Consider the following 21728-nt stretch of genomic DNA (forward strand, 5'->3'; position numbering starts at 1 on the left):
GACGGAAAGGGGATACGGCGACCGGTTAATCACGGGCGTCGGCGCCAATCGAATAAGGCCGGTTCGACAGACGGGCTGCAGAACGGACAAGGCGGGGGAGTGGGCCGGCCTCAAGCTGAATGTGGATCACATGGATCAGCGAGGTGGGGCGGCGGTCCCTTCGGCGTGATGTAAATCCACGCGGGAGATCGGAGACGATGCCAAGCACAATGGCAATCGGCTGCGCATGCTTTTGGGGCGGAGTCATGGGCGATGGACGCAGGCCTGAGCCAGCACATCGGCCAACCGCAATGGGCAGTAAGCAGCCAAGTCACGGACTATAGCACGATTTTTTGCAGTGCGTCAAACCGCCGTGACACCGCTTGCCGGATCGGGGTCGCGTCCTATACTCGAAACACCGGCCACGCTCACGGCCGGGAAAGGGGCGGATGATGGAATTCCCGATGGCCTTCTCCAACCTTTATCTGTTGCTCGCCGTGTGCGTTGCGGGCGTGATCGGACTGGCGTCTGCGCCACTGGTGATCCGAGGCGCGCGGGTAGGGATCCGCGTGCTGCTGACGGTCATCGGGGTGCTGATCGGGCTGCTCGTGCTCGAAGCTCTGCCGGTGCTGACCTAGACGGCCCGGGACCATCCGCAGCCATAGGCCCGCCCGCTGGTGGCGGGCCTCGTCGTTCGTTGTGCACCCAGCAAGCAAAAAAGCCAGCACGCTGCCTGGCTTTGTCGCATCCGGTGGTCCCGCCGACAGGAATCGAACCTGTATCTCACGCTTAGGAGGCGCGTGCACTATCCATTGTGCTACGGCGAGTGACCTGTGCCGGGTGACGCCAACGGCCGCCCGAGCGAGCGGCGATTCTACGCAATTTGGGCCGCCAAGGCCAGCCGGGCTAGGCCTTGGTGGCCTTTTCGGAGGCGGCTTCGACGGCCAGCGCTTCCCGCCGGAAACCGCGCGACGCCGCGTGATAGAACGGTCGCGGACAGAACTGGCGGCCCACGAACGAAGCGAGCAGGGTGGCGGCGAGCAAATGGAACATCATGTTCTGGCTGCGCGTCATTTCCATGACGATCACGCTGGCGGTGATGGGGGCCTGCGTGGCGGCGGCCAGGAAGGCTGCCATCGACACCAGCGCGAGCACCCGTTCATCGGCCAGGCCGCCCGTGAGCAGCCACAGATGCTGGCCGAGGCCCGCACCAATCGCCAGCGACGGCGTGAAGATGCCGCCTGGAATGCCCGCAAAGTACGACACGACCGCCGCCGCGAGCTTGGCCACGCCAAACCAGTGGGTCTCGATCGGCTGTCCGTTGAGCAGCGCGGCCGCCTGCTCGTAGCCGGTGCCGTAGGTGTCGCCGTGGGTGGCGGCGCCGATGCAGGCGATCAGCACACCGCATCCGAACGCCGTCCAGACCGGATGACGCTGCGCGCGCTGGCCGATGGCCACAGGGAGCACACCCGCCACGCCGCTCAGCAAGAGCTTGGCGAACAGCCCGCCGAACACGCCGCAGACGAGCGCCGCCATGACGATCCACGGCCACGCCTCGCGCAGAAAAAGAATCGGTTCGTGCACGCGGAAGTACGGGTTGTTGCCCACCACCGCCAGCGACAGGAAGCCCGAGGCCAGCACGCCGGCCAGCACCAGCCGGTCCCACCGCAGCGCAGCGCCCTTGCCCAGCTCCTCGATGGCAAAGACCACCCCGGCCAGCGGTGTATTGAACGCCGCCGCCAGGCCGCCGGCCGCACCGGCCGTCAGGAGCGCCTGGGCATGGAAGCCGACACGCACGCCGGCGCGGTGCTGCCACCAATGGCCCCACGCCAGCATGGCCGCCGCGCCGACCTGCACCGACGGCCCCTCGCGTCCCACCGAGGCCCCGAGGAACAGCGCCACGGCTGTCAGCGCGATCTTCCAGAGCGCCTGCGGAAAGGACGCCAGCGTGGTCTGCGCCAGGCCAAACGGCGGCAGGTGCTGGGTGGCGATGACCTGCGGAATGCCGCTGCCGCGCGCCTGCGGCGCCACCCGGAGCGTCAGCCAACGCACCGCGGCCAGGCCCGGCGGCAGCAAGGCCCACGCGACCCACGCTGTGTGCGTGTGCAACGCGCGTTGCCACGCCAGCGCAGTGTCTGCCAGCCATGAAAACACGAGCGAAAACACCGCGACGGCCATCGCGCCGGCCAGGAAGATCGTGAACCGCAGTCCATTGCGCGACATGCGCGACGCTTGCCGGAGCTTGCGCTCGAACGCGCGCAACATGCGAACACGCACGGCGGAAAACCAGGAGCGGGAGGCGTCACGCATCGAGGGCGGCAAGCCCGCCGGCGCGGGCTGCGATCAGAACACTGTGAAACATTGATGATGGCATGGGTTTTGTCGGGCGCGCCCCACAATGTGCGCGGGCGCGCCCCGCCGCAAACGGTAAATCGAACGAACGATCGGTCGAAGAAGCCAGATTTAAGTATTACGAACTTTGCACGATTGTGGCCGAACGTTATGCTTCCTTTCCCAAGCAAGAAACCTCCAGGCGACCAACATGCTGATTTCCGAAGAACGGGACGATCCGTGGACGGTGGAATCATCGCTGCAAGGCTTCCTGCCGGCCCATCGCGCAGCGACGGTCGATCGCCCCATCTACTTCCGCCACACCGACACGCCGGACGGCCACGTCATCAAGCAGTTTCCCGACGGCTCGCGCCAGCTCGTGCGGTTTGTCGGGCTGGAAGAACAGGTCGTCAAGCACTTCCTGTAACGGCTCCGGCTTTACTGTTGACCTAAACCCCGGCCGCCCAATACGGCCGTATGACATACGACGTTGCATTCGCTGACGATGTGCTGAGCGGGCCGCCGTTCTATCATTCGCGATTATTTCAATCAGCGATTGATCAGTCATGAGAAGCACGCAGCAGGGTTTGATGCCGACGGACGCGTCGGTACAGCATCGCCATCCCGCCCAGGCAACGTCCGCCGAGCCGCCGGCCATCGACATGGTGGTGCCCTGGCCGGTGCGGGAATGGGCGCCCCATGTCACGGCCGATGAAGCCGTTGCCATGCGCGCTGCGCTCGAGCGCGGCAACGTGCTGCATTTTCCCGATCTGGATTTTCCGCTCGATGCGCGCGAGCAGCGCTTTCTCGACGCGCGCTGGTCTGACGGCAAAACCAAGTACATCAACGTGCGCGCCAACGAGACCGCCGTGCGCGGCGCGGTGGGCGAACCGGCAGACCTGGCCGATCTCGCAGCGCTGATCCGCCGCTATGCCGATGCCGCGGAGCGCCTCGTCCTCACGCTGTTTCCGGACTACGGCCCGCACCTGAAGCGGGCGGGCACGTCGCTGCGCCCGGCGCAGATTGCCGGCCGCCCCGTGAGCTGGCGCAAGGACGATACGCGCCTGCATGTCGATTCCTTTCCGTCGAACCCGCTGCACGGCCAGCGGCTCTTGCGCGTGTTTCACAACGTCGACCCGGATGCGCCGCGCGTATGGCGCATCGGCGAGCCGTTTGCCGATTTTGCCCAGCGCTTCGTGCCGAAGACGCATGGGATGTGGCCGGGCCAGTCGTGGCTGATGGACAAGCTGCACATCACCAAGCGCCCGCGCTCGGAATACGACCATCGCATGCTCCAGTTGCACGATCTGGCCAAGGCCGACCTGCAATACCAGCGCAGCGCCCCGCAGCAGACCTTCGAGTTCGCGCCGGGTGCCACGTGGGTCGTCTTCAGCGATCAGGCGCTGCACGCGGCCATGCGCGGCCGCGCGATGGTGGAGCAGACGTTCTACCTGGACCCGGCCGCGATTGCCGACCGCACGCACTCGCCGGAGGCCGTGCTCTCGCGCATGCTCGGCAGACCGATGCTTCCGCGGCACTGACCGACCGCAAACAAAAACGCCGCCGTTCAAGACGGCGGCGTGAAGCTTCGGACGTTCTCGATCAGTCGGCGACCTTGTCGCTCGGGTACTTGAACGAATCGCGCAGCAGGAAGCTCATCGGGATGTCCAGCTTCGCGCCATGCGGCGGAATCGGTTGCTGGAACCACTTCTTGTAGAGCTTCTCGGCTTCGTAGTCGAGGATGATGTTGGTCATCGCGCGATCGACGAGGCGCTTGAACTCGGCGTCGTCCTTGCTCAGCATGATCGCGTAGGGCTCGACCGTCAGCATGTCGCCCACCACGGCGTAGTCGCCGGGGTTCTTGGCGTTGGCGCGAAAGCCGTAGAGCAGCACGTCGTCCATCGGGAAGGCATCGGCCTTGCCGGCCTCGACCATCGCGAACGATTCGGCGTGATCCTTCGCCTCGATGAACTTCATGTTCAGCACGCGCACGTCGTTCATTTTGCGCAGCTCGGCCACGCTGGTGGTGCCCTTGGTGGTGACGATGGTCTTGTCGCGCAGGTCCTCCCACTTGCGGATGCCCGATGACGTCTTGACGATCATGCGGATACCGGCGATGTAGTGCGGGATGGTGAAGGCCACCTTTTCGCGGCGTTCGCGGTTGTTCGTCGTCGAGCCGCACTCGAGGTCGGCCCTGCCTTCGGTGATCGTCGGAATGCGGTTGGACGAGGTGACCATCACGTACTGGACTTTCAGGTCGGGCCGCTTGAGGTCGGCGCGCAGTTTGTCGACCACGCGCAGGCAGAGGTCCATCGCGTAGCCGACGGGTTTCCTGTCGGCGTCGTAGAACGAGAACGGCACGGAGCTTTCGCGATATGCGACACGCACGGTGCCCGTATCGCGGATGCGGTCCAGCACCGGTGTGGAAGAGGCCAGGGCAGTGCCCGGCACCAGCGTGGACAGCACGGCAGAGAGCAGCGCTGCGGCGGGCAGCGTGCGCTTGAAGAACAGCATGGTTGTATCCCCCGGAGAAAAATCGCGGCCCGCCTTATCGTTATGTCCGGCTCGTGACCGGAAGGGCCTGCCGCATGATACGGTGCGATGGGGCCATGTGGAGGCCGGGCCTGGCCGGGGTGTTGTAAGCAGGCAGCAGGTGCGGATCGTTTGCGCTGAGATGCCGCCGCGCGGATGTGCATTCTAGTGGTGCGCGACGCACACCCGATGTGCGTATCGGGATGGGTTGCACCATCGACCCGCTGCGCAGGCGAGCCCTGCGGTGCATGCTGCGCATCGTTGACGCAGCATGCGTTGTTGCGGTGCGAAGCCGCGCCGGCCTTGGCGTTACGCGTTTGTCCTTACCGGGTTTGTCCTGACTGCCCGAGATGGAGAAGGGGCGCTATGCTCCGCCCATGTCTTGTTCGCAAGGCATCGAGGAGAGACTCTTCCGGCCCGCCGAAAGCGGGCCGTTTTCTTTGGTATCCCGGATTCAGCCCTGGTGGGGCAGCACGTCGTTCGGCTGCGCAGACTGCCGCGGCCATTTGGAGAACGCGAAGATCCACAGGCCGACCAGGTTGGCCACCGGAACCAGCACCAGCAGCGCCCACCATTGTGAAAAGCCGGTCCGCAACAGGATCTGCCGCACCGGAATGCCTACGATGATCAGGGCGATCAACAAGCCGAATAGTCCGCGCATCGTGTTTCCTTGGATGACGAGTGGGTGGCCTCGGCCGGAGCGGCAAAGCGCGCCCGGCGGCACAAGCGTTATAGCACCGCGATGTCCGAGCGCAATGCGCCACCGGCCCAATACCGGGCGGGGCGACTACAATACGCGCCTTCTGGCCGCACACGGCCCGCATCTTTCTTCTATCCGGCATGGCCCTGTTTTCCATTACCGATGCGCAACTGGCGTTCGGCCACGTGGCGCTGCTCGATCACACCGATTTCTCGCTGGAAGCTGGCGAGCGTGTTGGCCTGATCGGCCGCAACGGTACGGGCACATCGTCGCTGCTCAAGATCGTGGCCGGCACGACCGCGCCCGACGACGGCCTGATCGCCCGCCAGAGCGGCGTGACCTCGGCCTACGTGCCCCAGGAGCCCGTGTTCGATCCGGACCAGACCGTGGCCGAAGCCGTCGCGATGGGTGTGCCGCATGCGGCGGGCCTGCTGGCGGAATACGAAGCCCTCATCACGTCGATGGGCGATTCGCACGACGAAGCCGCGCTGCACACGCTGCATGCCCTGCAGGCGCAACTCGAAGCCGCCGACGCGTGGCAACTGCGTACGCGGGTCGAAACCACCATCGCGCAACTCGGCCTGCAGCCTGGCGCACGCATCGGCTCGCTGTCGGGCGGGTTGACCAAGCGCGTCGCGCTGGCGCAGGCGCTGGTGGGCGCGCCCGACATCCTGTTGCTGGACGAGCCGACCAACCACCTCGACTACGAGTCCATCCGCTGGCTCGAAGACCTGCTGCTCGCGTTTCGCGGCAGCGTGCTGTTCATCACGCACGATCGCGCGTTCCTCGACCGCGTTGCCACGCGCATCATCGAGCTCGATCGCGGCAAGCTGCGCTCGTATCCCGGCAACTTCACGGCGTACCAGACGCGCAAGGCGCAGCAGCTCGAAGCCGAGGCGCTCGAAAATGCCCGCTTCGACAAGCTGCTCGCGCAGGAAGAGGTGTGGATCCGCAAGGGTGTGGAAGCGCGGCGCACGCGCAGCGTTGGCCGCGTGGCACGCCTGGAGCAGATGCGCGTCGAGCGCGCCGCGCGCCGGGAGGTGCAGGGCAACGTCAAGCTCGAGGTCTCGCAGGGGGATCGCTCCGGCAAGATCGTCGCCGAGCTGATCGACGTGACCAAGCGCTACGGCGACAAGACCGTCGTCGACGATTTCTCCGCCACCATCCTGCGCGGCGACAAGGTTGGCATCCTGGGCGCCAACGGCGTCGGCAAGACGACCTTGCTCAAGCTGATCCTCGGCGAATTGCCGCCCGACTCCGGCACGGTGCGCAACGGCACCAACCTGCAGGTGGCGTATTTCGACCAGATGCGCGCGCAGCTCGATCTCGACCGTTCGCTGGCCGACACCATCAGCCCAGGCAGCGACTGGATCGAAGTCAACGGCCAGCGCAAGCACGTGATGAGCTACCTGGGCGACTTCCTGTTTCCGCCGGAACGGGCGCGCTCGCCGGTGGCATCGCTGTCGGGCGGTGAACGCAACCGGCTGCTGCTCGCGCGCTTGTTTGCGCGGCCGGCCAACGTGCTCGTGCTGGACGAGCCGACCAACGATCTGGACATCGACACGCTCGAACTGCTCGAAGAACTGCTGCAGGAATACAGCGGGACGGTGTTTCTGGTTTCGCACGACCGCGCGTTCGTCGACAACGTCGTCACGTCGGTGATTGCGGCGGAGGGCGAAGGCCGCTGGCGCGAATACGTGGGCGGGTTCTCGGATTGGCAGACGCAGTCGGCGCGTTCGGCGCAGATCGTGCAGGCCGCCAGGCCCGTCGCCGAGGAGAAGAAGCCCGAGGCCGCCAAGCCGCGCGAGCGCGCCACCGTCAAGCTCAGTTACAAGGAGCAGCGCGAGCTGGATGCGCTGCCGGCACGGATCGAGTCGTTGGAAGCCGAGCAGAAGCAGGTCGGCGCCGAACTCGAGGACGGCACGATCTACGCCCGCGACCCGGAACGCGCACAGAAGCTGGCCGAACGCCACGAAGCCATCGAGCTGGAACTGCTGGAGGCGCTGGAGCGCTGGGAAGCTCTCGAAGGCAAGCGCGCCGGCAACGTGTAAACCGCCTGGATGTCAGCGGGATGTCGGCCCAATGTCGGCTCGGGGTCGCATTTGGGCGCTGACCATCCCTCCGCATTGTCAAAGACAGCTTCCTTTACAATGCGCGCTGCATTCCGGTGCTCGGGGCAACCCTGAGCCTGCCTGTCTTTCCGCCTTCCATGAGCAAAACCTCCCAATACAGCGAATCGTCGATCAAGGTCCTCAAGGGCCTGGAACCGGTCAAGCAACGGCCGGGCATGTACACACGCACCGACAACCCGCTGCACATCGTGCAGGAAGTGATCGACAACGCCGCCGACGAGGCGTTGGGCGGCTACGGCAAGCTGATCGCCGTGACGCTGCACAAGGACGGCAGCGTGACGGTGGAAGACGAGGCGCGCGGCATTCCCGTCGGCATCCACCCGGAAGAGGGCGTGCCGGTGGTCGAGATCGTCTACACGCGGCTGCACGCGGGCGGCAAGTTCGACAAGGGCCGTGGCGGCGCGTACGCGTTCTCCGGGGGCCTGCATGGCGTGGGCGTGTCGGTGACGAACGCCCTGTCGACGCGGCTCGAAGTGACGGTGTGGCGCGACGGCAATGTGTCGACGCTTGCGTTCTCGGGCGGTGACGTTATCGAGAAGCTGACGACCCGCAAAGCCGAGCGCGGCGAGAAGAAGAGCGGCACCCGGGTGCGCGTGTGGCCCGACGCCAAGTACTTCGATTCCGAGAACATCCCGCAAGCCGAGCTGCAGCGCCTGCTGCGCAGCAAGGCCGTGCTGCTGCCGGGCGTGAAGGTCACGCTCACGCTGGAAAAATCCGGCGAGACGCTCGAATGGCAATACGACCAAGGCCTGCGCGGCTACCTCGTTGAATCGCTGGCACAGGGCAGCGGCGCCGAGCCCGTCATCCCGCTGTTCGAGGGCGAACATTTTGCCGACCCCGACAAGCCCGGCGAAGAAGGTTTCGCCTACGGGGAAGGCGCGTCGTGGGTGGTGGCCTGGACGGAAGAGGGCTCGCCGGTGCGCGAGTCGTACGTCAACCTGATCCCGACGCCCGCCGGCGGCACGCACGAATCCGGCCTGCGCGAAGGCCTGTTCCAGGCCGTGAAGAGCTTCGTCGAGATGCACGCGCTGCTGCCCAAGGGTGTCAAGCTGATGCCCGAAGACGTGTTTGCGCGTGCCTCGTTCGTGCTCTCGGCCAAGGTGCTCGACCCGCAGTTCCAGGGCCAGATCAAGGAGCGCCTGAACAGCCGCGATGCGGTGCGGCTCGTGTCGACCTTCAGCCGCCCGGCGCTGGAGCTGTGGCTGAACCAGCATGTCGACCACGGCAAGAAGCTGGCCGAACTCGTCATCAAGCAGGCGCAGGCGCGCACGCGCGCGGCGCAAAAGGTTGAGAAGAAGAAGGGCTCCGGCGTGGCCGTGCTGCCGGGCAAGCTGACCGATTGCGAATCGGACGACGTCACCCGCAACGAGCTCTTCCTGGTGGAAGGCGACTCGGCCGGCGGGTCGGCCAAGATGGGCCGCGACAAGGAATTCCAGGCCATCCTGCCGTTGCGCGGCAAGGTGCTGAACACCTGGGAGACCGAGCGCGACCGCCTGTTCGCCAACAATGAAGTGCACGACATTGCAGTCGCCATCGGCGTGGACCCGCACGGTCCGAACGAGGCGGTCGACCTGTCGGGCCTGCGCTACGGCAAGATCTGCATCCTGTCCGACGCGGACGTGGACGGCGCGCACATCCAGGTGCTGCTGCTCACGTTGTTCTTCAAGCACTTCCCGCAATTGATCGATCGCGGGCACGTGTGCGTGGCCCGTCCGCCGCTGTATCGTGTCGATGCCCCGGCGCGCGGCAAGAAGCCCGCGCAGAAGCTCTATGCGCTGGACGACGGCGAACTCGAAGCCATTGAAGACAAGCTGCGCAAGGATGGCGTCAAGGAAGGCGCCTGGCAGATCTCCCGCTTCAAGGGCCTGGGCGAGATGAGCGCCGAGCAGCTCTGGGAAACCACCATGAACCCCGATACGCGCCGCCTGCTGCCCGTGTCGCTGGGCGACCTGGGCATGGAGCAGACCGTGGGCGTGATGAACATGCTCATGGGCAAGGGTGAAGCCGGCGCGCGCCGCACATGGCTCGAGGCACGCGGCAACGAGGTCGAAGCCGATATCTGACAGCCAATTGAGAACGATGATGCTGTTCCGACGTTTCGCTTATGTGCTCACGGCGCTGGCCCTGCTGGCCGGCCAGCCGGCGCGCGCAGACGTCTACGGCTACATCGACGAAAACGGTCTTGCGCATTTCGCGTCCGAGCGGCTGGACGACCGCTACGTGCTGTTCATGAAGGGCGCCGCCGTGGCCGGCAATGCTGACAAGGCCGGCGACAAGGCCGACACCGCCATCGCGCTGCCCGCCACGGAACTGCCTGATGCCGACGCCTACCTCAACGCCAGCAAGCGCGATGCGCTCGACAACGGCACCGGCATGCGGCAGCGCCTCGTGCGCGCCGTGCTGCAGCACCCCAACGTGCCGACGGTCGAGCCGCTGATTCGCCAAGCCGCAAGCAGGCACGGCGTCGATCCCGCCCTGGTGAAGGCCGTGATTGCCGCCGAATCCGGCTTCAACCCGCAGGCCGTGTCGCCCAAGGGCGCGATCGGCCTGATGCAGGTGATCCCGGACACCGGCGCGCGCTACGGCGTGACGAGCGACGCGCGCCGCAGCGCCGCACAGAAGCTGGCCGACCCCAAGACCAACATCACCACCGGCGTGCGCTACCTGAGCGACCTGCTGCGCATGTTCTCGGGCAACCTCGAACTCGTGCTCGCTGCCTACAACGCCGGCGAGGGCGCGGTGCAGAAGCATGGCAACGACATCCCGCCGTACGCCGAGACGCAGAACTACGTGAAGACGGTGCTGCAGTTCTATCGTTACTACAACCCGGTGGGCGCCGCGCCCGGGATGATGAACGCGAGCGCCGACGGCGTCATGGCCACGCGCAAGCCCGGCCGGACGGGGCGCCCGGCGCGCATCGAACTCGTACTCGACCCGGCCACCGGCGTGGCCAAGAACATTCCCCAACATTGATCCTGGCGGCGCCGCCACGTTGAAGCGCGCCGCTTTCGCTTGAGCCTCCATGGAACAACAAGACATCCTCTTCGACCCCAGCGAGCCGGCCGAAGCGCTCACCCTTGGCGCCTATGCCGAGCGCGCCTACCTCGACTACGCCATCAGCGTGGTCAAGGGCCGCGCGCTGCCCGAGGTGGCCGACGGCCAGAAGCCGGTGCAGCGCCGCATCCTGTTTGCGATGCACGAGATGGGCCTGCGCGCCGACGCGAAGCCCGTCAAATCCGCGCGCGTGGTCGGTGACGTGCTCGGTAAATACCACCCGCACGGCGATCAGTCGGCCTACGACGCGCTGGTGCGCCTGGCGCAGGATTTCTCGCTGCGCTATCCGCTGATCGACGGCCAGGGCAACTTCGGCTCGCGCGATGGCGATGGCGCGGCGGCGATGCGCTACACAGAAGCACGCCTCACGCCCATCTCGCGCCTGCTGCTCGAGGAGCTCGACCAGGGCACGGTCGACTTCGTGCCGAACTACGACGGCTCGATGGAAGAGCCGAAGTTGCTGCCGGCGCGCCTGCCGTTCGTGCTGCTCAACGGTGCATCGGGCATTGCGGTGGGGATGGCCACCGAGATTCCGTCGCACAACCTGCGCGAAGTCGCCAATGCTGCCGTGGCGCTGATCCGCGACGACAAGCTCACCAGCACCGACCTGATGCAGTACATGCCGGGCCCGGACTTTCCGGGCGGCGGGCAGATCATCTCGTCGGCGACGGATATTGCACAGGTGTACGAGACCGGGCGCGGCAGCCTCAAGGTGCGCGCGCGCTGGAAGATCGAAGACCTCGCGCGCGGCCAGTGGCAGCTCGTGGTGACGGAGCTGCCGCCGAACACCTCGTCGCAGAAGGTGCTCGAAGAGATTGAAGAGCTGACCAACCCGAAGGTGCGCGCGGGCAAGAAGTCGCTGTCGCCGGACCAGTTGCAGATGAAGCAGACGATGCTCGGCCTGCTCGATGCGGTGCGCGACGAGTCGGGCAAGGATGCGCCGGTGCGCCTCGTGTTCGAGCCCAAGAGCAAGAACATCGACCAGCAGGAGTTTGCCAACGCGCTGCTGGCGCACACGTCGCTGGAGTCGGGGGCGGCCATCAACCTGGTGATGATCGGCATGGACGGCCGGCCGCGCCAGAAGGGCCTGGCCGAGATCCTGCGCGAGTGGATCAGCTACCGCTTCGCCACGGTCACGCGCCGCACGCGCCATCGCCTGGGCAAGGTGGAAGACCGCATCCACATCCTGGAAGGCCGGCAGATGGTGCTGCTGCGCATCGAGGAGGTCATCCACATCATCCGCGAGAGCGACGAGCCCAAGGCTGCGCTCATCCAGGCCTTCAACCTGACCGAGCGTCAGGCCGAGGACATCCTGGAAATCCGCCTGCGCCAGCTCGCGCGCCTGGAAGCCATCAAGATCGAGCAGGAGCTGAAGAGCCTGCGCGAAGAACAGGCCGACCTCGACGTGCTGCTGAAGTCCGAAACCATGATGCGCCGTCGCATCATCAAAGAGATCGAGACCGACGCCAAGCAATACGGCGACGACCGCCGCACGCTCATCCAGGAGGAGCGCCGCGCCGCCGCCGAAGTGAAGGTGATCGACGAACCCGTCACGGTCATCGTCTCGCAGAAGGGCTGGGTGCGCACGCGCCAGGGCCATGGCCACGACGCCACGCAGTTCGGCTTCAAGGCGGGCGATGCGCTGTACGACACCTTCGAGTGCCGAACCACCGATGCGCTGCTCATCTTCGGCACGCGCGACGACAAGGGCACCGGCCGCGTCTACTCCGTGGCCGTGGCGAACCTGCCCGGCGGCCGTGGCGATGGCGTGCCGCTGACCACGCTGATCGAGCTCGCGCCAGGCACGCACATCGCCCACACCTTCGCCGGCAACGTCGAGCAGAACGTGTTGATCTCCACGCGCGGCGGCAACGGCTTCATGGCCAAGGTGGGCGACATGGTCGGCCGTCAGAAGGCCGGCAAGGCGTTCCTGACGCTGGACGAAGGCGACCAGCCGAACAAGCCGGCGCCGGTGCCCGCAGACGCGTACGGCGTGGCGTGCCTGTCGGCGAACGGGCGCCTGCTGCTGTTCCCGATTGCCGAGCTGAAGACGCTCTCCAGCGGCGGCCGCGGCGTGATCCTGATGGAGCTCGAGAAGAACGAAACGCTCGCACAGGCGCTCGCCTTCGGCCCAGCCGGGTTCGTGCTGACGGGCGCCGGCCCGCGGGGCGGCAAGGTCAGCGAAACGACGATGACCACGCGCGCCCAGGAGCCGTACGCCGGCAAGCGCGCACGCAAAGGCAAGGTGCTCGAGCCGAAGCTGCGCGATCCGAAGCTCTCGCTGCCCAAGCCTGCACCGGAAGCGGCCTGACGCCATGAGCGATGCGCACGCCGAGCCGGCGGCCAATGTTCCTTCCTGCCGCAAGCTCTTCACCGAGTTTGCGCGCATGGGCCTGTCGGGCTTTGGCGGCGTGCTGCCGTTTGCGCGCGCCGGCATCGTCGATCGCAACCGCTGGCTTTCCAATGCCGAGTTCGCCGAGTTGCTGAGCCTGGGCCAGGTGCTGCCGGGCCCGAATGTCGTCAACCTCTCGGTGATGCTCGGCTACCGCTACCACGGCGTGCGCGGTGCGGCGGCGGCCCTGAGCGGGCTGGTGTTCACGCCGGCCGTACTGCTGTTGCTGATCGTCTTGCTGTATGACCATTTCAGCGGGCTGTCGCTGGTGCAGAACCTGCTCAAGGGCATGGCGGCCGTGGCGGCGGGGCTGGTGCTGTCCACGGCCGTCAAGCTGGCGCAGGGCCAGTCGCGCACGTGGCGCGCCATCGGTGTCGGCCTGGCGGTGTTTCTGACGATCGGCGTGCTGCAGTGGCCGCTGGTGTGGGTGATGCTGGTGCTGATCCCGCTCGCGCTCGTGCTCGAGTGGAGGGCGATGCGATGAGCCATCTCGCCACCGCCTTCGACCTGTTCTGGCACTTCCTGGTGTTGTCGTTCCTGTCCATCGGCGGGGCCAGTTCGACGCTGCCCGACATGCACCGGTTTCTGGTCGATACCCGCCACTACATGACCAGCGAGCAGTTGAGCGCCATGTATGCCATCTCGCAGGCGGCACCGGGCCCCAACGTGCTGTTCGTCGAACTGTTCGGCTGGCAGGCGGCGGGGTTGGCGGGGGCGATCGCCTCGCTGGTGGGCATCTGCCTTCCGTCGTGCGTGATTGCGGCGGTGATCGCGCGCGTCATGCACCGCTCCCCCGATGCGCGCTGGATCGCGCTGGTGCGCCGTGGCCTTGCGCCGCTCACCATCGGGCTGCTGTTCTCCACCGGCTGGATCCTCGCGCGCGGTGCCGACAACAGCTTCGGCACCATCGCCCTGACGGTCGCCACGGTTCTGACGTGCACCTTCACCCGCGTCCATCCGCTGATTCTGGTAGGCCTTGGCGCCTTGGCCGGCGGGCTGGGCTGGGTGTGACAACGGCCGGCTGACGTCCGCGCCGCCGACGCTTCCCGGGCGGCAATTTCCTTTCGCTTTTTCCGCATGCATGGCCCTCAGACAGCAGGGCCGAAGTGGGCTGCCGTTCGCGCAACTTCGGGAATGCCCTAATTTGTCTCGATATGTATATACAAGAACATTGTAGTTATCGATGTGTTGTATGTACGGCGAGCGATCGCTTGGAGGCCATGCCGCCCGCAGCCGTACCGCAGCTCACGCCCCACGTCGCCCCGGCATCACCGGACGCAGATCCGCACGCCCCAGCGACGAGCCCCCCGGGGGGCTCCCATCCAGAGAGGAGGCAGTTTGAACCACCTGCAACGCAACCTGCGCGCGCGGCATATCCGCTTTCTCGCGCTCGGCTCGGCCATTGGTACGGGCCTGTTTTACGGGTCCGCATCGGCCATCCAGCTGGCCGGGCCGGCGGTCATCCTCGCGTACATCATTGGCGGCGCGGCCGTGTACATGGTCATGCGGGCGTTGGGCGAAATGGCGGTGCGGCAGCCGGTCTCAGGCTCGTTCGGCCGCTACGCGCGGGACAACCTCGGGCCGCTTGCGGGCTTCCTGACCGGGTGGACGTACATCCTGGAGATGGTCATCGTCTGCCTGGCCGACGTGACCGCCTTCGGCATCTACATGGGCTTCTGGTTTCCGGAGGTGCCGCAGTGGATCTGGGTGCTGGGCATCGTCCTGCTCATCTGCGGCCTGAACCTGTGCAACGTGAAGGTGTTCGGTGAGATGGAGTTCTGGCTCGCGCTCATCAAGATCGTGGCGATCGGCGCGATGATTGCCGGCGGCATCGTGATCCTCTTCCTCGGCGTGCAACTGAACGGCAGCCATGCGCCCGGCCTGAGCCACCTGTGGTCGCACGGCGGCTTCCTGCCGCACGGCGTGGGCGGCCTGATCGCCTCGTTCGCCGTCGTCATGTTCGCCTATGGCGGCGTGGAGATCATCGGCATTACCGGCGGCGAGGCGCAGGACCCCGACAAGGTCATCCCCAAGGCGATCAACGCCGTGCCGGCGCGCATCCTGCTGTTCTACGTGCTGACGATGTGCGTGCTGATGGCGATCTTCCCCTGGACCGGCATCGACGGGCAGGGCAGCCCGTTCGTGCAGATCTTCTCGGGACTGGGCATCCAGTCTGCGGCGGCGGTGCTGAACCTGATCGTCATCTCGGCGGCCATTTCAGCCATCAACAGCAACATCTTCGGCGCGGGCCGGATGATGTACGGCATGGCCGAGCAAGGCCAGGCGCCGCGCGTCTTTGCGGCGACGTCGCGCCACGGCGTGCCGTGGGTCACGGTACTCACCATGGCCGGCGCGCTGCTGGGTGGCGTGGTGCTGAACTACCTGATTCCCGAGAACGTCTTCGTCATCATCGCGTCGATCGCCACGTTCGCGACCGTGTGGGTGTGGCTGATGATCCTGCTGTCGCAGGTGGCCATGCGCCGCCGCCTGTCGGCCGAAGAGTTGCGCGCGCTCAAGTTCAAGGTGCCCTTGTGGCCGGTGGGCCCGGCGCTGGCCATCGCGTTCATGCTGTTCGTGATCGGCGTGCTCGGCTACATGCAAGACACCCGCGTGGCCCTGTACGTCGGCGCCGGCTGGGTCGCGCTCATGTCTGCGGCCTGGTACGTGCGCGTGAGGCCGGCCGCAACGGACAGCCTCGCCGAAGAGCCGCGCGGCGCCTGAATCGGCCCCGTCGACGCAACCGTCATCACAGCCGTGCCGCGATGTCTTTTTCATCCCGCCAGGCCGGGGGGGCGCGGCCGGCCCCATCAGAAAGCACGCCCGGAGACCACTCATGCCCAACCACACGACCGCCCCGTCCTACGGCGCCCCCGACAATGTTCGGGCGCCGGCGCTTGCTCGGCCACTTTCGCGCACGCGCGCCATTGCCGCCATCACGATCGGCAATGGGCTCGAGTTCTACGATTTCGTGGTGTACAGCTTCTTTGCCACGCTGATCGGCCGGCTGTACTTTCCGGTCGGCAACGCGACCGGCCAGCTGCTGATGTCGTTCGCCACATTTGGCGTGGGCTTCCTGATGCGGCCGCTCGGCGGCCTGCTGATCGGCATGTATGCGGACCGCGCCGGCCGCAAGCCCGCCGTGGCGCTGACGCTGTGGCTGATGGGCCTGTCGTCGCTGATCTTTGTCGTGACGCCGACGTATGCGCAGATCGGCATCGTGGCGCCGGTGCTCGTCGTGCTGGCGCGGCTCGTGCAGGGGTTTGCGATCGGCGGCGAGATGGGCGCCTCGACCGCGCTGCTGCTCGAATACGCGGATGACCGTTCGCGCGGCTTCTACACGAGCTGGCAGCCGTTCAGCCAGGGCCTGGCGGCGCTCTTCGGCGCGCTGGTGGGCCTGCTGCTGAGCAACGTGCTGGCGCCGGCGTCGCTGGAGTCGTGGGGCTGGCGGCTCGCCTTCCTGATCGGCATTCTTGTCATTCCGGTCGGCCTCGTGATCCGCCGCCGGCTGGAAGAAACGGCCGCACCGCCGAGCACGCATGAGACCGGGGCGATGCTGCCGCTGCTGCGCGAGCACCGCAGCGCGCTGGTGGCCAGCATCCTGCTGATGATCGGCGTGGCTTCGTCGACGTACATCATCGTCTACTACCTCAGCAACTACGCCGTGAGCGTGCTGCACATGCCGCTGTCGCTGGGCATCTGGGCGGCGTGCATTGCGGCGCTGGTGCAGGTGCTGCTGTCGCCGTCTGCCGGCAGGCTGGCGGACCGTATCGGGCGCCGGAAGGTGGTGTTGTGGTCGCGTGTTGCGCTGCTGGCGATGATCTATCCGGCCTTCGCGCTGATCAACGCCGAGCCCTCGCTTGCGCGGCTGCTGGTCGTGGTCGGCTGCCTCTCGGTGCCGATGTCGATGACCTCGCCCGCGTCGATGGTGCTGGTGAGCGAGGTGCTGCCGCAGCGTTTGCGGGCGACCGGGCTGTCGATCGCCTATTGCGTCGCCATCGCCATCTTTGGCGGCTTCGCGCAGTTCTTCTCGACCGAGCTGATCCACCTGACGGGCAACGCGAATGCGCCGGCGCTCTATGTCATCGGCTGCGGACTGGTGTCGCTGATCGGCCTGGCGATGGTGCCGGAAACGCTGGGGCGCCGCTTGGCCTAAGCCCTGCTTCCAGGCAAAGAAAAAGCCCCGCGTGGAGCGGGGCTCTTGCCGTGAGGCGGGGCCTAGTCAATGCACGACCATGCGCGTGAACGGCTCCACGTAGGCTTGCAGCGTGATCAGCAGGCCCACCAGGAACGCCAGCGCGATCGAGTGGAAGAACACGTAGCGCAGGATGTCGCCCTCGTGGCCGTACCACTTGGTGGCGGTGGAGGCCACGACGATGGACTGCGCGTCGATCATCTTGCCCATCACGCCGCCCGAGCTGTTGGCCGCCGACATGAGGATCGGCGACAGGCCGAGCTGCTCCGCCGTGGTCTTCTGCAGGCCGCCGAACAGCACGTTCGATGCGGTATCGGAGCCGGTGAGCGCCACGCCCAGCCAGCCCAGCATCGTGCCGAACAGCGGATACAGCACGCCCGTGTGGGCGAAGGCCAGCCCGAGCGTGGCGTCCAGACCCGAATAGCGCGTGAGATAACCGATGCCGAACATCGCGCAGATGGTCAGCAGCGAATAGCGCGTGAGCTTGATGGTGTTCCAGTACTCCTTGAGCAGGCGCGGCACCGAATAGCCCATCAGCAGGCCGCCCACGATGGCCGACACGAGGATGCCCGTGCCCGCCATCGACAGCACGTTGAAGTTGAACACCGCGCCCTCGGCAATCACCTTGGGCACCACCGGCGGGCCCTTGAGCACCATCTTGTCGAGGCCGGGGATGGCGAACTTGAACGCCCACAGGCCGTCGGCAAACGCCTTGAACTGCGGCACGCCCCAGATGAAGACGAACACGGTCAGGATGACCCACGGCAGCCACGCCTGCACGCGCGTGATCTTGCCGTCGGTGGAGGTGGTGGCTTCGCGGGCTTCCGCGGCGGCTTCGGGGTCGACGCGGGAGTTGTCTTCGCGGTTGCGCAGGGCGGTCGACGTCCAGATCGTCTTGGGCTTCCACACCTTGAGGAACAGCGTGAGCGAGCCCATCGACACCAGCGCCGCTATCACGTCCACCAGCCACGGCCCGTGGAAGTTCGAGACCAGATACTGCGGAATGGCGAACGACACGCCCGCCACCAGAATCGCGGGCCAGATCTGCAGCATGCCGCGCCAGCCCGCAAACGCCCAGATCAGCCAGAACGGCACCAGCACCGAGAAGAACGGCAGCTGCCGGCCCACCATGGCCGAGAGCTGCAGCAGGTCCAACCCCGTGACCGAGGCCAGCCCGATCAGCGGTGCGCCCAGCGCGCCGTAGGCCACCGGCGCCGTGTTGGCGATCAGTGCCAGGCCCGATGCGGCCAGCGGCGAAAAACCCAGGCCGATGAGGATGGCGCCCGTCACGGCCACCGGCGTGCCGAAGCCCGCCGCGCCCTCGAAGAACGCGCCAAAGCTGAACGCCACCAGCAGCAGTTGGAGGCGGCGGTCTTCGGTGATGCCCGAGATGGAGCTCTGCAAGACCTTGAACGATCCATTCAGCGTCGTGAGCCGGTGCAGGAAGATGATGTTGAGAACGATCCAGCCGATCGGGAACAGCCCGGAGACGATGCCCAGCCCCGCCGCCTTGCCCGCCATGGCAGCCGGCATGCCGAACACGAACGAGGCGATGCCCACCCCGACGATGAGCGCGAGCCCCGCGGCCAGATGGGCCTGCACATGGAAAAATGCCAGCGAGCACAGCAGTACCGCGACCGGTATCCCGGCGGCAATGGTGGACCACACCGCGTTACCGAGCGGGTCATAGACTTGATTCCACATCTTGATCTCCTCCTGGTTCTGGGCGTTTCAGTTTCTTGAGCAAGGTGCTTCGGTCACCGAACGTCTTCTGTTGCCCCGTGAAAAGGACAATCGCGGATTGTAGGAACAAGCGTGTCCGGGTCCGGGCAATATTCTGTCACTTTCATACTGAAAAGTATTCATCGGTGCCCGAGGGCGCCGTGGCGCGGCGCACGCGATTGCACCGGGTAAATCCGGGTTGTGGAATCATTGCGCCTGCAACGTCGCCCAACAAGAAAACATCGCACCCGGTCTATGGCTTTCCTGGCTCTTTCGCTTTGCCGCTGCGCGTCCCGACGGGCCGCCGCGGCGCTCGCCATGTTGGCGATGCTGATTGCGCTGTCGCCGGCGGTGCATGCGCAGGCGGCCGACTCCGCCGGCAGCCGGGCACAGGCCGCACGGCCGCGCATCGGGCTGGTGCTGTCGGGTGGCGGCGCACGCGGCTACGCGCATATCGGCGTGCTGAAGATGCTCGAGCGCATGCACGTCCCCGTGGACGTGATTGCCGCCACCAGCATGGGCGCCGTGGTAGGCGGGCTGTATGCCAGCGGACTGCGCGCCGATGAACTCGAGCAGAAGCTCTCGCAGGTGGACTTGAGCGACATCGCCTTCGACCGCAACGAGCGCGCCAAGCTGCCGCAATCGCTGCGGGAAGACGATTTCCAGTATCCGATCGGCTTGTCGGCGGGCTACGGCGACGGCCGCCTGAAGCTGCCGACGGGGCTCGTGCAGGGCAACCGGCTGCTTGCCTTGCTCAAGAACTGGACGGCGCAGTGGCCAGACAACACGGACTTCGCGCGCCTGCCGATTCCGTTCAAGGCCATGGCGACCGATCTTGCGACCGGCGACGCCGTGATCCTGGACCACGGCTCGCTGCCGTTGGCCATGCGCGCCAGCATGGCGGTGCCGGGCCTGTTCGCGCCGATCGAGGTGGACGGACGCACGCTCGTGGATGGCGGGCTGGTGAGCAACCTGCCGGTGCAGCTGGCGCGCGACATGGGCGCGGACATCATCATCGCCGTGAACATCGGCTCGGACTTGCTGCGGCCGGAAGACCTCGCCTCGCCAGCGGCCGTGACGCAGCAGATGATCACCATCCTCGTGGGCCAGAACGTGCGCGCACAGAAGGCGTTGCTGCGCGGCGACGACGTGCTGATCGAGCCGCAGCTGCGCGATCTGTCATTCACCGATTTCGCCAAGGGCCCGCAGGGCGTGTTGCAGGGCGAGAAGGCCGCGCAGGGCGTGCAGGCGCGGCTGGCCGCGCTGTCGCTCTCGCCGCAGGCCTATGCCGCCTACCGGGCCGAGCACACTCCGCGCGGCACGCTGGCGAGCGGCACGCGCATCGATGCCATTGCGGTGACCACCAACGGCCGCGTGCCGGCCGCGCGCGTGCGGCAGATGCTCAACGTGCACGAGGGCGACCCGTACGACGCCGAACAGCTCAACCGCGACCTCTCGGCGCTGTCCACCACGGGGGACTTCGAGAGCGTGACGCAGCGGCTGGTGGAAGAGAACGGCGTGCACACGCTGCGGATCGACGCGCACGAGAAATCGTGGGGCAACCAATTCTTCCTGTTCGGGCTCGGCATGTCGACCAACTTCGATGGCCGCGGCGCGTTCAACGTCAACCTTGGGCATCGGTATCCGTGGCTCACGCAGAGCGGGCTGGAATGGCGCAACGACCTCGTGCTGGGCAGCAACCGCGCGAGCGTCCACACGGAGCTGCGGCAGCCGCTGTGGCAGGCGCGCGGCTTCTACATCGCGCCGTACGCCGAATACTCGCGCCGCCGCTCGGACATCTACTTTGACGACCTGCCGCCCACCAAGGACGTCAAGCCGTTCAACAACCTGACGATCGAGACGGCGCGCGCTGGCGTCGACCTCGGCATTCCGCTGGGCCGCAAGGGCGAACTGCGCCTGGGCGTGAACTACGTGGGCAAGAGCGCGACGTTCAATTACCTGCTGCTGGAAACCGACGAAACCGGTGTGCCGATGGGTGCGATGGACTTGCCGACGGTGCGCGCCAAACAGCCGGCGTTCCGCGCCCAGCTCACGCTCGATCAACTTGACGATCCGTTGTTCCCGCGCAGCGGCTACTACCTGTACAGCAGCGTGGAAGCCGGCTTCGGCTCGCTGGACAAGAAGTACAACACCGCGCAGGCCAAGGGCTTGTGGGCCACCAGCTACGGGCGCCATACCTTCAACGTGGCGCTGGAGGGCGCCGGCCAGTTCGGGGCGAACAGCCCCACGCGCGAGAACGGCGGCAACAGCGGCAGCGGTGCCAACGAAGGCTTCTATCTCGGCGGCTTCCAGCACCTTTCTGCCTATGCGCAGGATCAGTTCAACGGTCAGTACCTGCTCTACGGCCGGCTGACGTATCTGTACGATCTGCGCATCAACGATCTGCTCGGCTTGCGGGCGCCGGTGTTCGGAGCGAGTGCCGAGGCCGGCAACGTCTGGCAGCTGCGCAACAACTTCGGCCGGGGGGCTTACCTTAAGAGTGGCAGCCTGTTCGTTGGCGGCAACAGCCCGATCGGGCCGCTGTACTTCGGTTTTGCCGTGGCGCCGCAAGGTGTGTGGAACGTCTATCTGCAGCTCGGCCGCGTGTTCTGACGCAAGCCGTGACGCCCCGGAACGGGCGGGCATTGCCTGATTGTGGACAATCGTAAGGTCTTGTTCAGATTGGCAAATCAA

15 protein-coding genes, 1 tRNA gene and 1 pseudogene are annotated in these 21728 nt (G+C 66.4%); 12 read left to right on the forward strand and 5 right to left on the reverse strand.

What is annotated here, in order from left to right:
* Positions 1–428 precede the first annotated feature (428 nt).
* The gene (locus tag KHN96_RS07060) at positions 429–617 is read left to right on the forward strand and encodes a hypothetical protein (protein ID WP_045786375.1); all 189 of its coding nucleotides are present in this window, start codon (positions 429–431) and stop codon (positions 615–617) included.
* Positions 618–731: 114 nt separating this feature from the next.
* Here KHN96_RS07060 and KHN96_RS07065 read toward each other — a convergent pair.
* Both KHN96_RS07065 and KHN96_RS07070 read right to left on the reverse strand, forming a co-directional pair.
* Positions 732–806: transfer RNA gene (locus KHN96_RS07065), tRNA-Arg, on the reverse strand.
* A gap of 79 nt (positions 807–885) precedes the next feature.
* Positions 886–2298, reverse strand: a pseudogene (locus tag KHN96_RS07070) (chloride channel protein); the annotation flags it as partial.
* 223 nt (positions 2299–2521) lie between these two features.
* Here KHN96_RS07070 and KHN96_RS07075 point away from each other — a divergent pair.
* Positions 2522–2737 (forward strand): hypothetical protein, encoded by a 216-nt coding sequence (locus KHN96_RS07075; RefSeq protein WP_045786377.1) that lies wholly within the window; start codon positions 2522–2524, stop codon positions 2735–2737.
* A 163-nt stretch (positions 2738–2900) separates the two neighbouring features.
* Positions 2901–3851, forward strand: coding sequence for a Kdo hydroxylase KdoO (gene kdoO, locus KHN96_RS07080; RefSeq protein WP_115043991.1), 951 nt, complete (start codon positions 2901–2903; stop codon positions 3849–3851).
* A gap of 61 nt (positions 3852–3912) precedes the next feature.
* Here the strand turns inward: kdoO and KHN96_RS07085 are convergent, their stop codons facing one another.
* Both KHN96_RS07085 and KHN96_RS07090 read right to left on the reverse strand, forming a co-directional pair.
* The gene (locus tag KHN96_RS07085) at positions 3913–4824 is read right to left on the reverse strand and encodes an amino acid ABC transporter substrate-binding protein (RefSeq protein WP_062739372.1); all 912 of its coding nucleotides are present in this window, start codon (positions 4822–4824) and stop codon (positions 3913–3915) included.
* A gap of 472 nt (positions 4825–5296) precedes the next feature.
* Positions 5297–5503: a hypothetical protein gene (locus KHN96_RS07090; protein ID WP_045786380.1), complete on the reverse strand. Its 207-nt coding sequence runs from the start codon at positions 5501–5503 to the stop codon at positions 5297–5299.
* Between the two features lie 179 nt (positions 5504–5682).
* Between KHN96_RS07090 and KHN96_RS07095 the strand changes: the two genes are divergently transcribed.
* The 8 genes from KHN96_RS07095 (at position 5683) to KHN96_RS07130 (ending at position 17273) form a co-directional block, all read left to right on the forward strand.
* Complete coding sequence (locus KHN96_RS07095) at positions 5683–7593, forward strand: ATP-binding cassette domain-containing protein (protein WP_115043989.1); 1911 nt, start codon at positions 5683–5685, stop codon at positions 7591–7593.
* A gap of 158 nt (positions 7594–7751) precedes the next feature.
* On the forward strand, positions 7752–9737 hold the full coding sequence (locus tag KHN96_RS07100) for a DNA topoisomerase IV subunit B (protein WP_062739370.1): 1986 nt from the start codon (positions 7752–7754) through the stop codon (positions 9735–9737).
* Between the two features lie 16 nt (positions 9738–9753).
* A complete protein-coding gene (locus tag KHN96_RS07105) occupies positions 9754–10647 on the forward strand; it encodes a lytic transglycosylase domain-containing protein (RefSeq protein ID WP_062739369.1) in 894 nt (297 codons plus the stop codon).
* Positions 10648–10696: 49 nt separating this feature from the next.
* Entirely contained in the window at positions 10697–13039 is a 2343-nt protein-coding gene (parC, locus tag KHN96_RS07110) for a DNA topoisomerase IV subunit A (RefSeq protein WP_062739368.1), read from the forward strand.
* 4 nt (positions 13040–13043) lie between these two features.
* On the forward strand, positions 13044–13604 hold the full coding sequence (locus tag KHN96_RS07115) for a chromate transporter (RefSeq protein ID WP_062739367.1): 561 nt from the start codon (positions 13044–13046) through the stop codon (positions 13602–13604).
* Positions 13601–14131 carry a chromate transporter gene (locus KHN96_RS07120; RefSeq protein WP_045786386.1) on the forward strand — a complete coding sequence of 177 codons (531 nt, stop codon included), beginning with the start codon at positions 13601–13603 and terminating at the stop codon, positions 14129–14131. The genes KHN96_RS07115 and KHN96_RS07120 overlap by 4 nt, the downstream gene beginning before the upstream one ends.
* A 327-nt stretch (positions 14132–14458) precedes the next feature.
* Positions 14459–15841 carry an amino acid permease gene (locus KHN96_RS07125; RefSeq protein ID WP_045786387.1) on the forward strand — a complete coding sequence of 461 codons (1383 nt, stop codon included), beginning with the start codon at positions 14459–14461 and terminating at the stop codon, positions 15839–15841.
* 112 nt (positions 15842–15953) lie between these two features.
* Positions 15954–17273: an MFS transporter gene (locus KHN96_RS07130; RefSeq protein WP_062739366.1), complete on the forward strand. Its 1320-nt coding sequence runs from the start codon at positions 15954–15956 to the stop codon at positions 17271–17273.
* A gap of 66 nt (positions 17274–17339) precedes the next feature.
* Here the strand turns inward: KHN96_RS07130 and KHN96_RS07135 are convergent, their stop codons facing one another.
* Positions 17340–19016, reverse strand: a complete 1677-nt coding sequence (locus KHN96_RS07135) for an L-lactate permease (RefSeq protein ID WP_045786389.1) — start codon at positions 19014–19016, stop codon at positions 17340–17342.
* A gap of 273 nt (positions 19017–19289) precedes the next feature.
* Here KHN96_RS07135 and KHN96_RS07140 point away from each other — a divergent pair, with 273 nt between their 5' ends.
* On the forward strand, positions 19290–21647 hold the full coding sequence (locus KHN96_RS07140; RefSeq protein WP_062739365.1) for a patatin-like phospholipase family protein: 2358 nt from the start codon (positions 19290–19292) through the stop codon (positions 21645–21647).
* The last annotated feature ends 81 nt before the right edge of the window (positions 21648–21728 follow it).

The sequence above is a fragment of the Ralstonia mannitolilytica genome (assembly GCF_905397375.1).
In the GTDB taxonomy this organism is placed as follows: Bacteria; Pseudomonadota; Gammaproteobacteria; order Burkholderiales; family Burkholderiaceae; genus Ralstonia; species Ralstonia mannitolilytica.

Bases quoted from the DNA above. Each gene is read 5' to 3' on its own strand.
- KHN96_RS07075 (WP_045786377.1), top strand. From the start codon at position 2,522: ATGCTGATTTCCGAAGAACGGGACGATCCGTGGACGGTGGAATCATCG.
- KHN96_RS07085 (WP_062739372.1), bottom strand. From the start codon at position 4,824: ATGCTGTTCTTCAAGCGCACGCTGCCCGCCGCAGCGCTGCTCTCTGCC.
- KHN96_RS07060 (WP_045786375.1), top strand. From the start codon at position 429: ATGATGGAATTCCCGATGGCCTTCTCCAACCTTTATCTGTTGCTCGCC.
- parC (WP_062739368.1), top strand. From the start codon at position 10,697: ATGGAACAACAAGACATCCTCTTCGACCCCAGCGAGCCGGCCGAAGCG.
- KHN96_RS07140 (WP_062739365.1), top strand. From the start codon at position 19,290: ATGGCTTTCCTGGCTCTTTCGCTTTGCCGCTGCGCGTCCCGACGGGCC.
- kdoO (WP_115043991.1), top strand. From the start codon at position 2,901: ATGCCGACGGACGCGTCGGTACAGCATCGCCATCCCGCCCAGGCAACG.
- KHN96_RS07105 (WP_062739369.1), top strand. From the start codon at position 9,754: ATGATGCTGTTCCGACGTTTCGCTTATGTGCTCACGGCGCTGGCCCTG.
- KHN96_RS07090 (WP_045786380.1), bottom strand. From the start codon at position 5,503: ATGCGCGGACTATTCGGCTTGTTGATCGCCCTGATCATCGTAGGCATT.
- KHN96_RS07095 (WP_115043989.1), top strand. From the start codon at position 5,683: ATGGCCCTGTTTTCCATTACCGATGCGCAACTGGCGTTCGGCCACGTG.
- KHN96_RS07130 (WP_062739366.1), top strand. From the start codon at position 15,954: ATGCCCAACCACACGACCGCCCCGTCCTACGGCGCCCCCGACAATGTT.
- KHN96_RS07135 (WP_045786389.1), bottom strand. From the start codon at position 19,016: ATGTGGAATCAAGTCTATGACCCGCTCGGTAACGCGGTGTGGTCCACC.
- KHN96_RS07120 (WP_045786386.1), top strand. From the start codon at position 13,601: ATGAGCCATCTCGCCACCGCCTTCGACCTGTTCTGGCACTTCCTGGTG.
- KHN96_RS07115 (WP_062739367.1), top strand. From the start codon at position 13,044: ATGAGCGATGCGCACGCCGAGCCGGCGGCCAATGTTCCTTCCTGCCGC.
- KHN96_RS07100 (WP_062739370.1), top strand. From the start codon at position 7,752: ATGAGCAAAACCTCCCAATACAGCGAATCGTCGATCAAGGTCCTCAAG.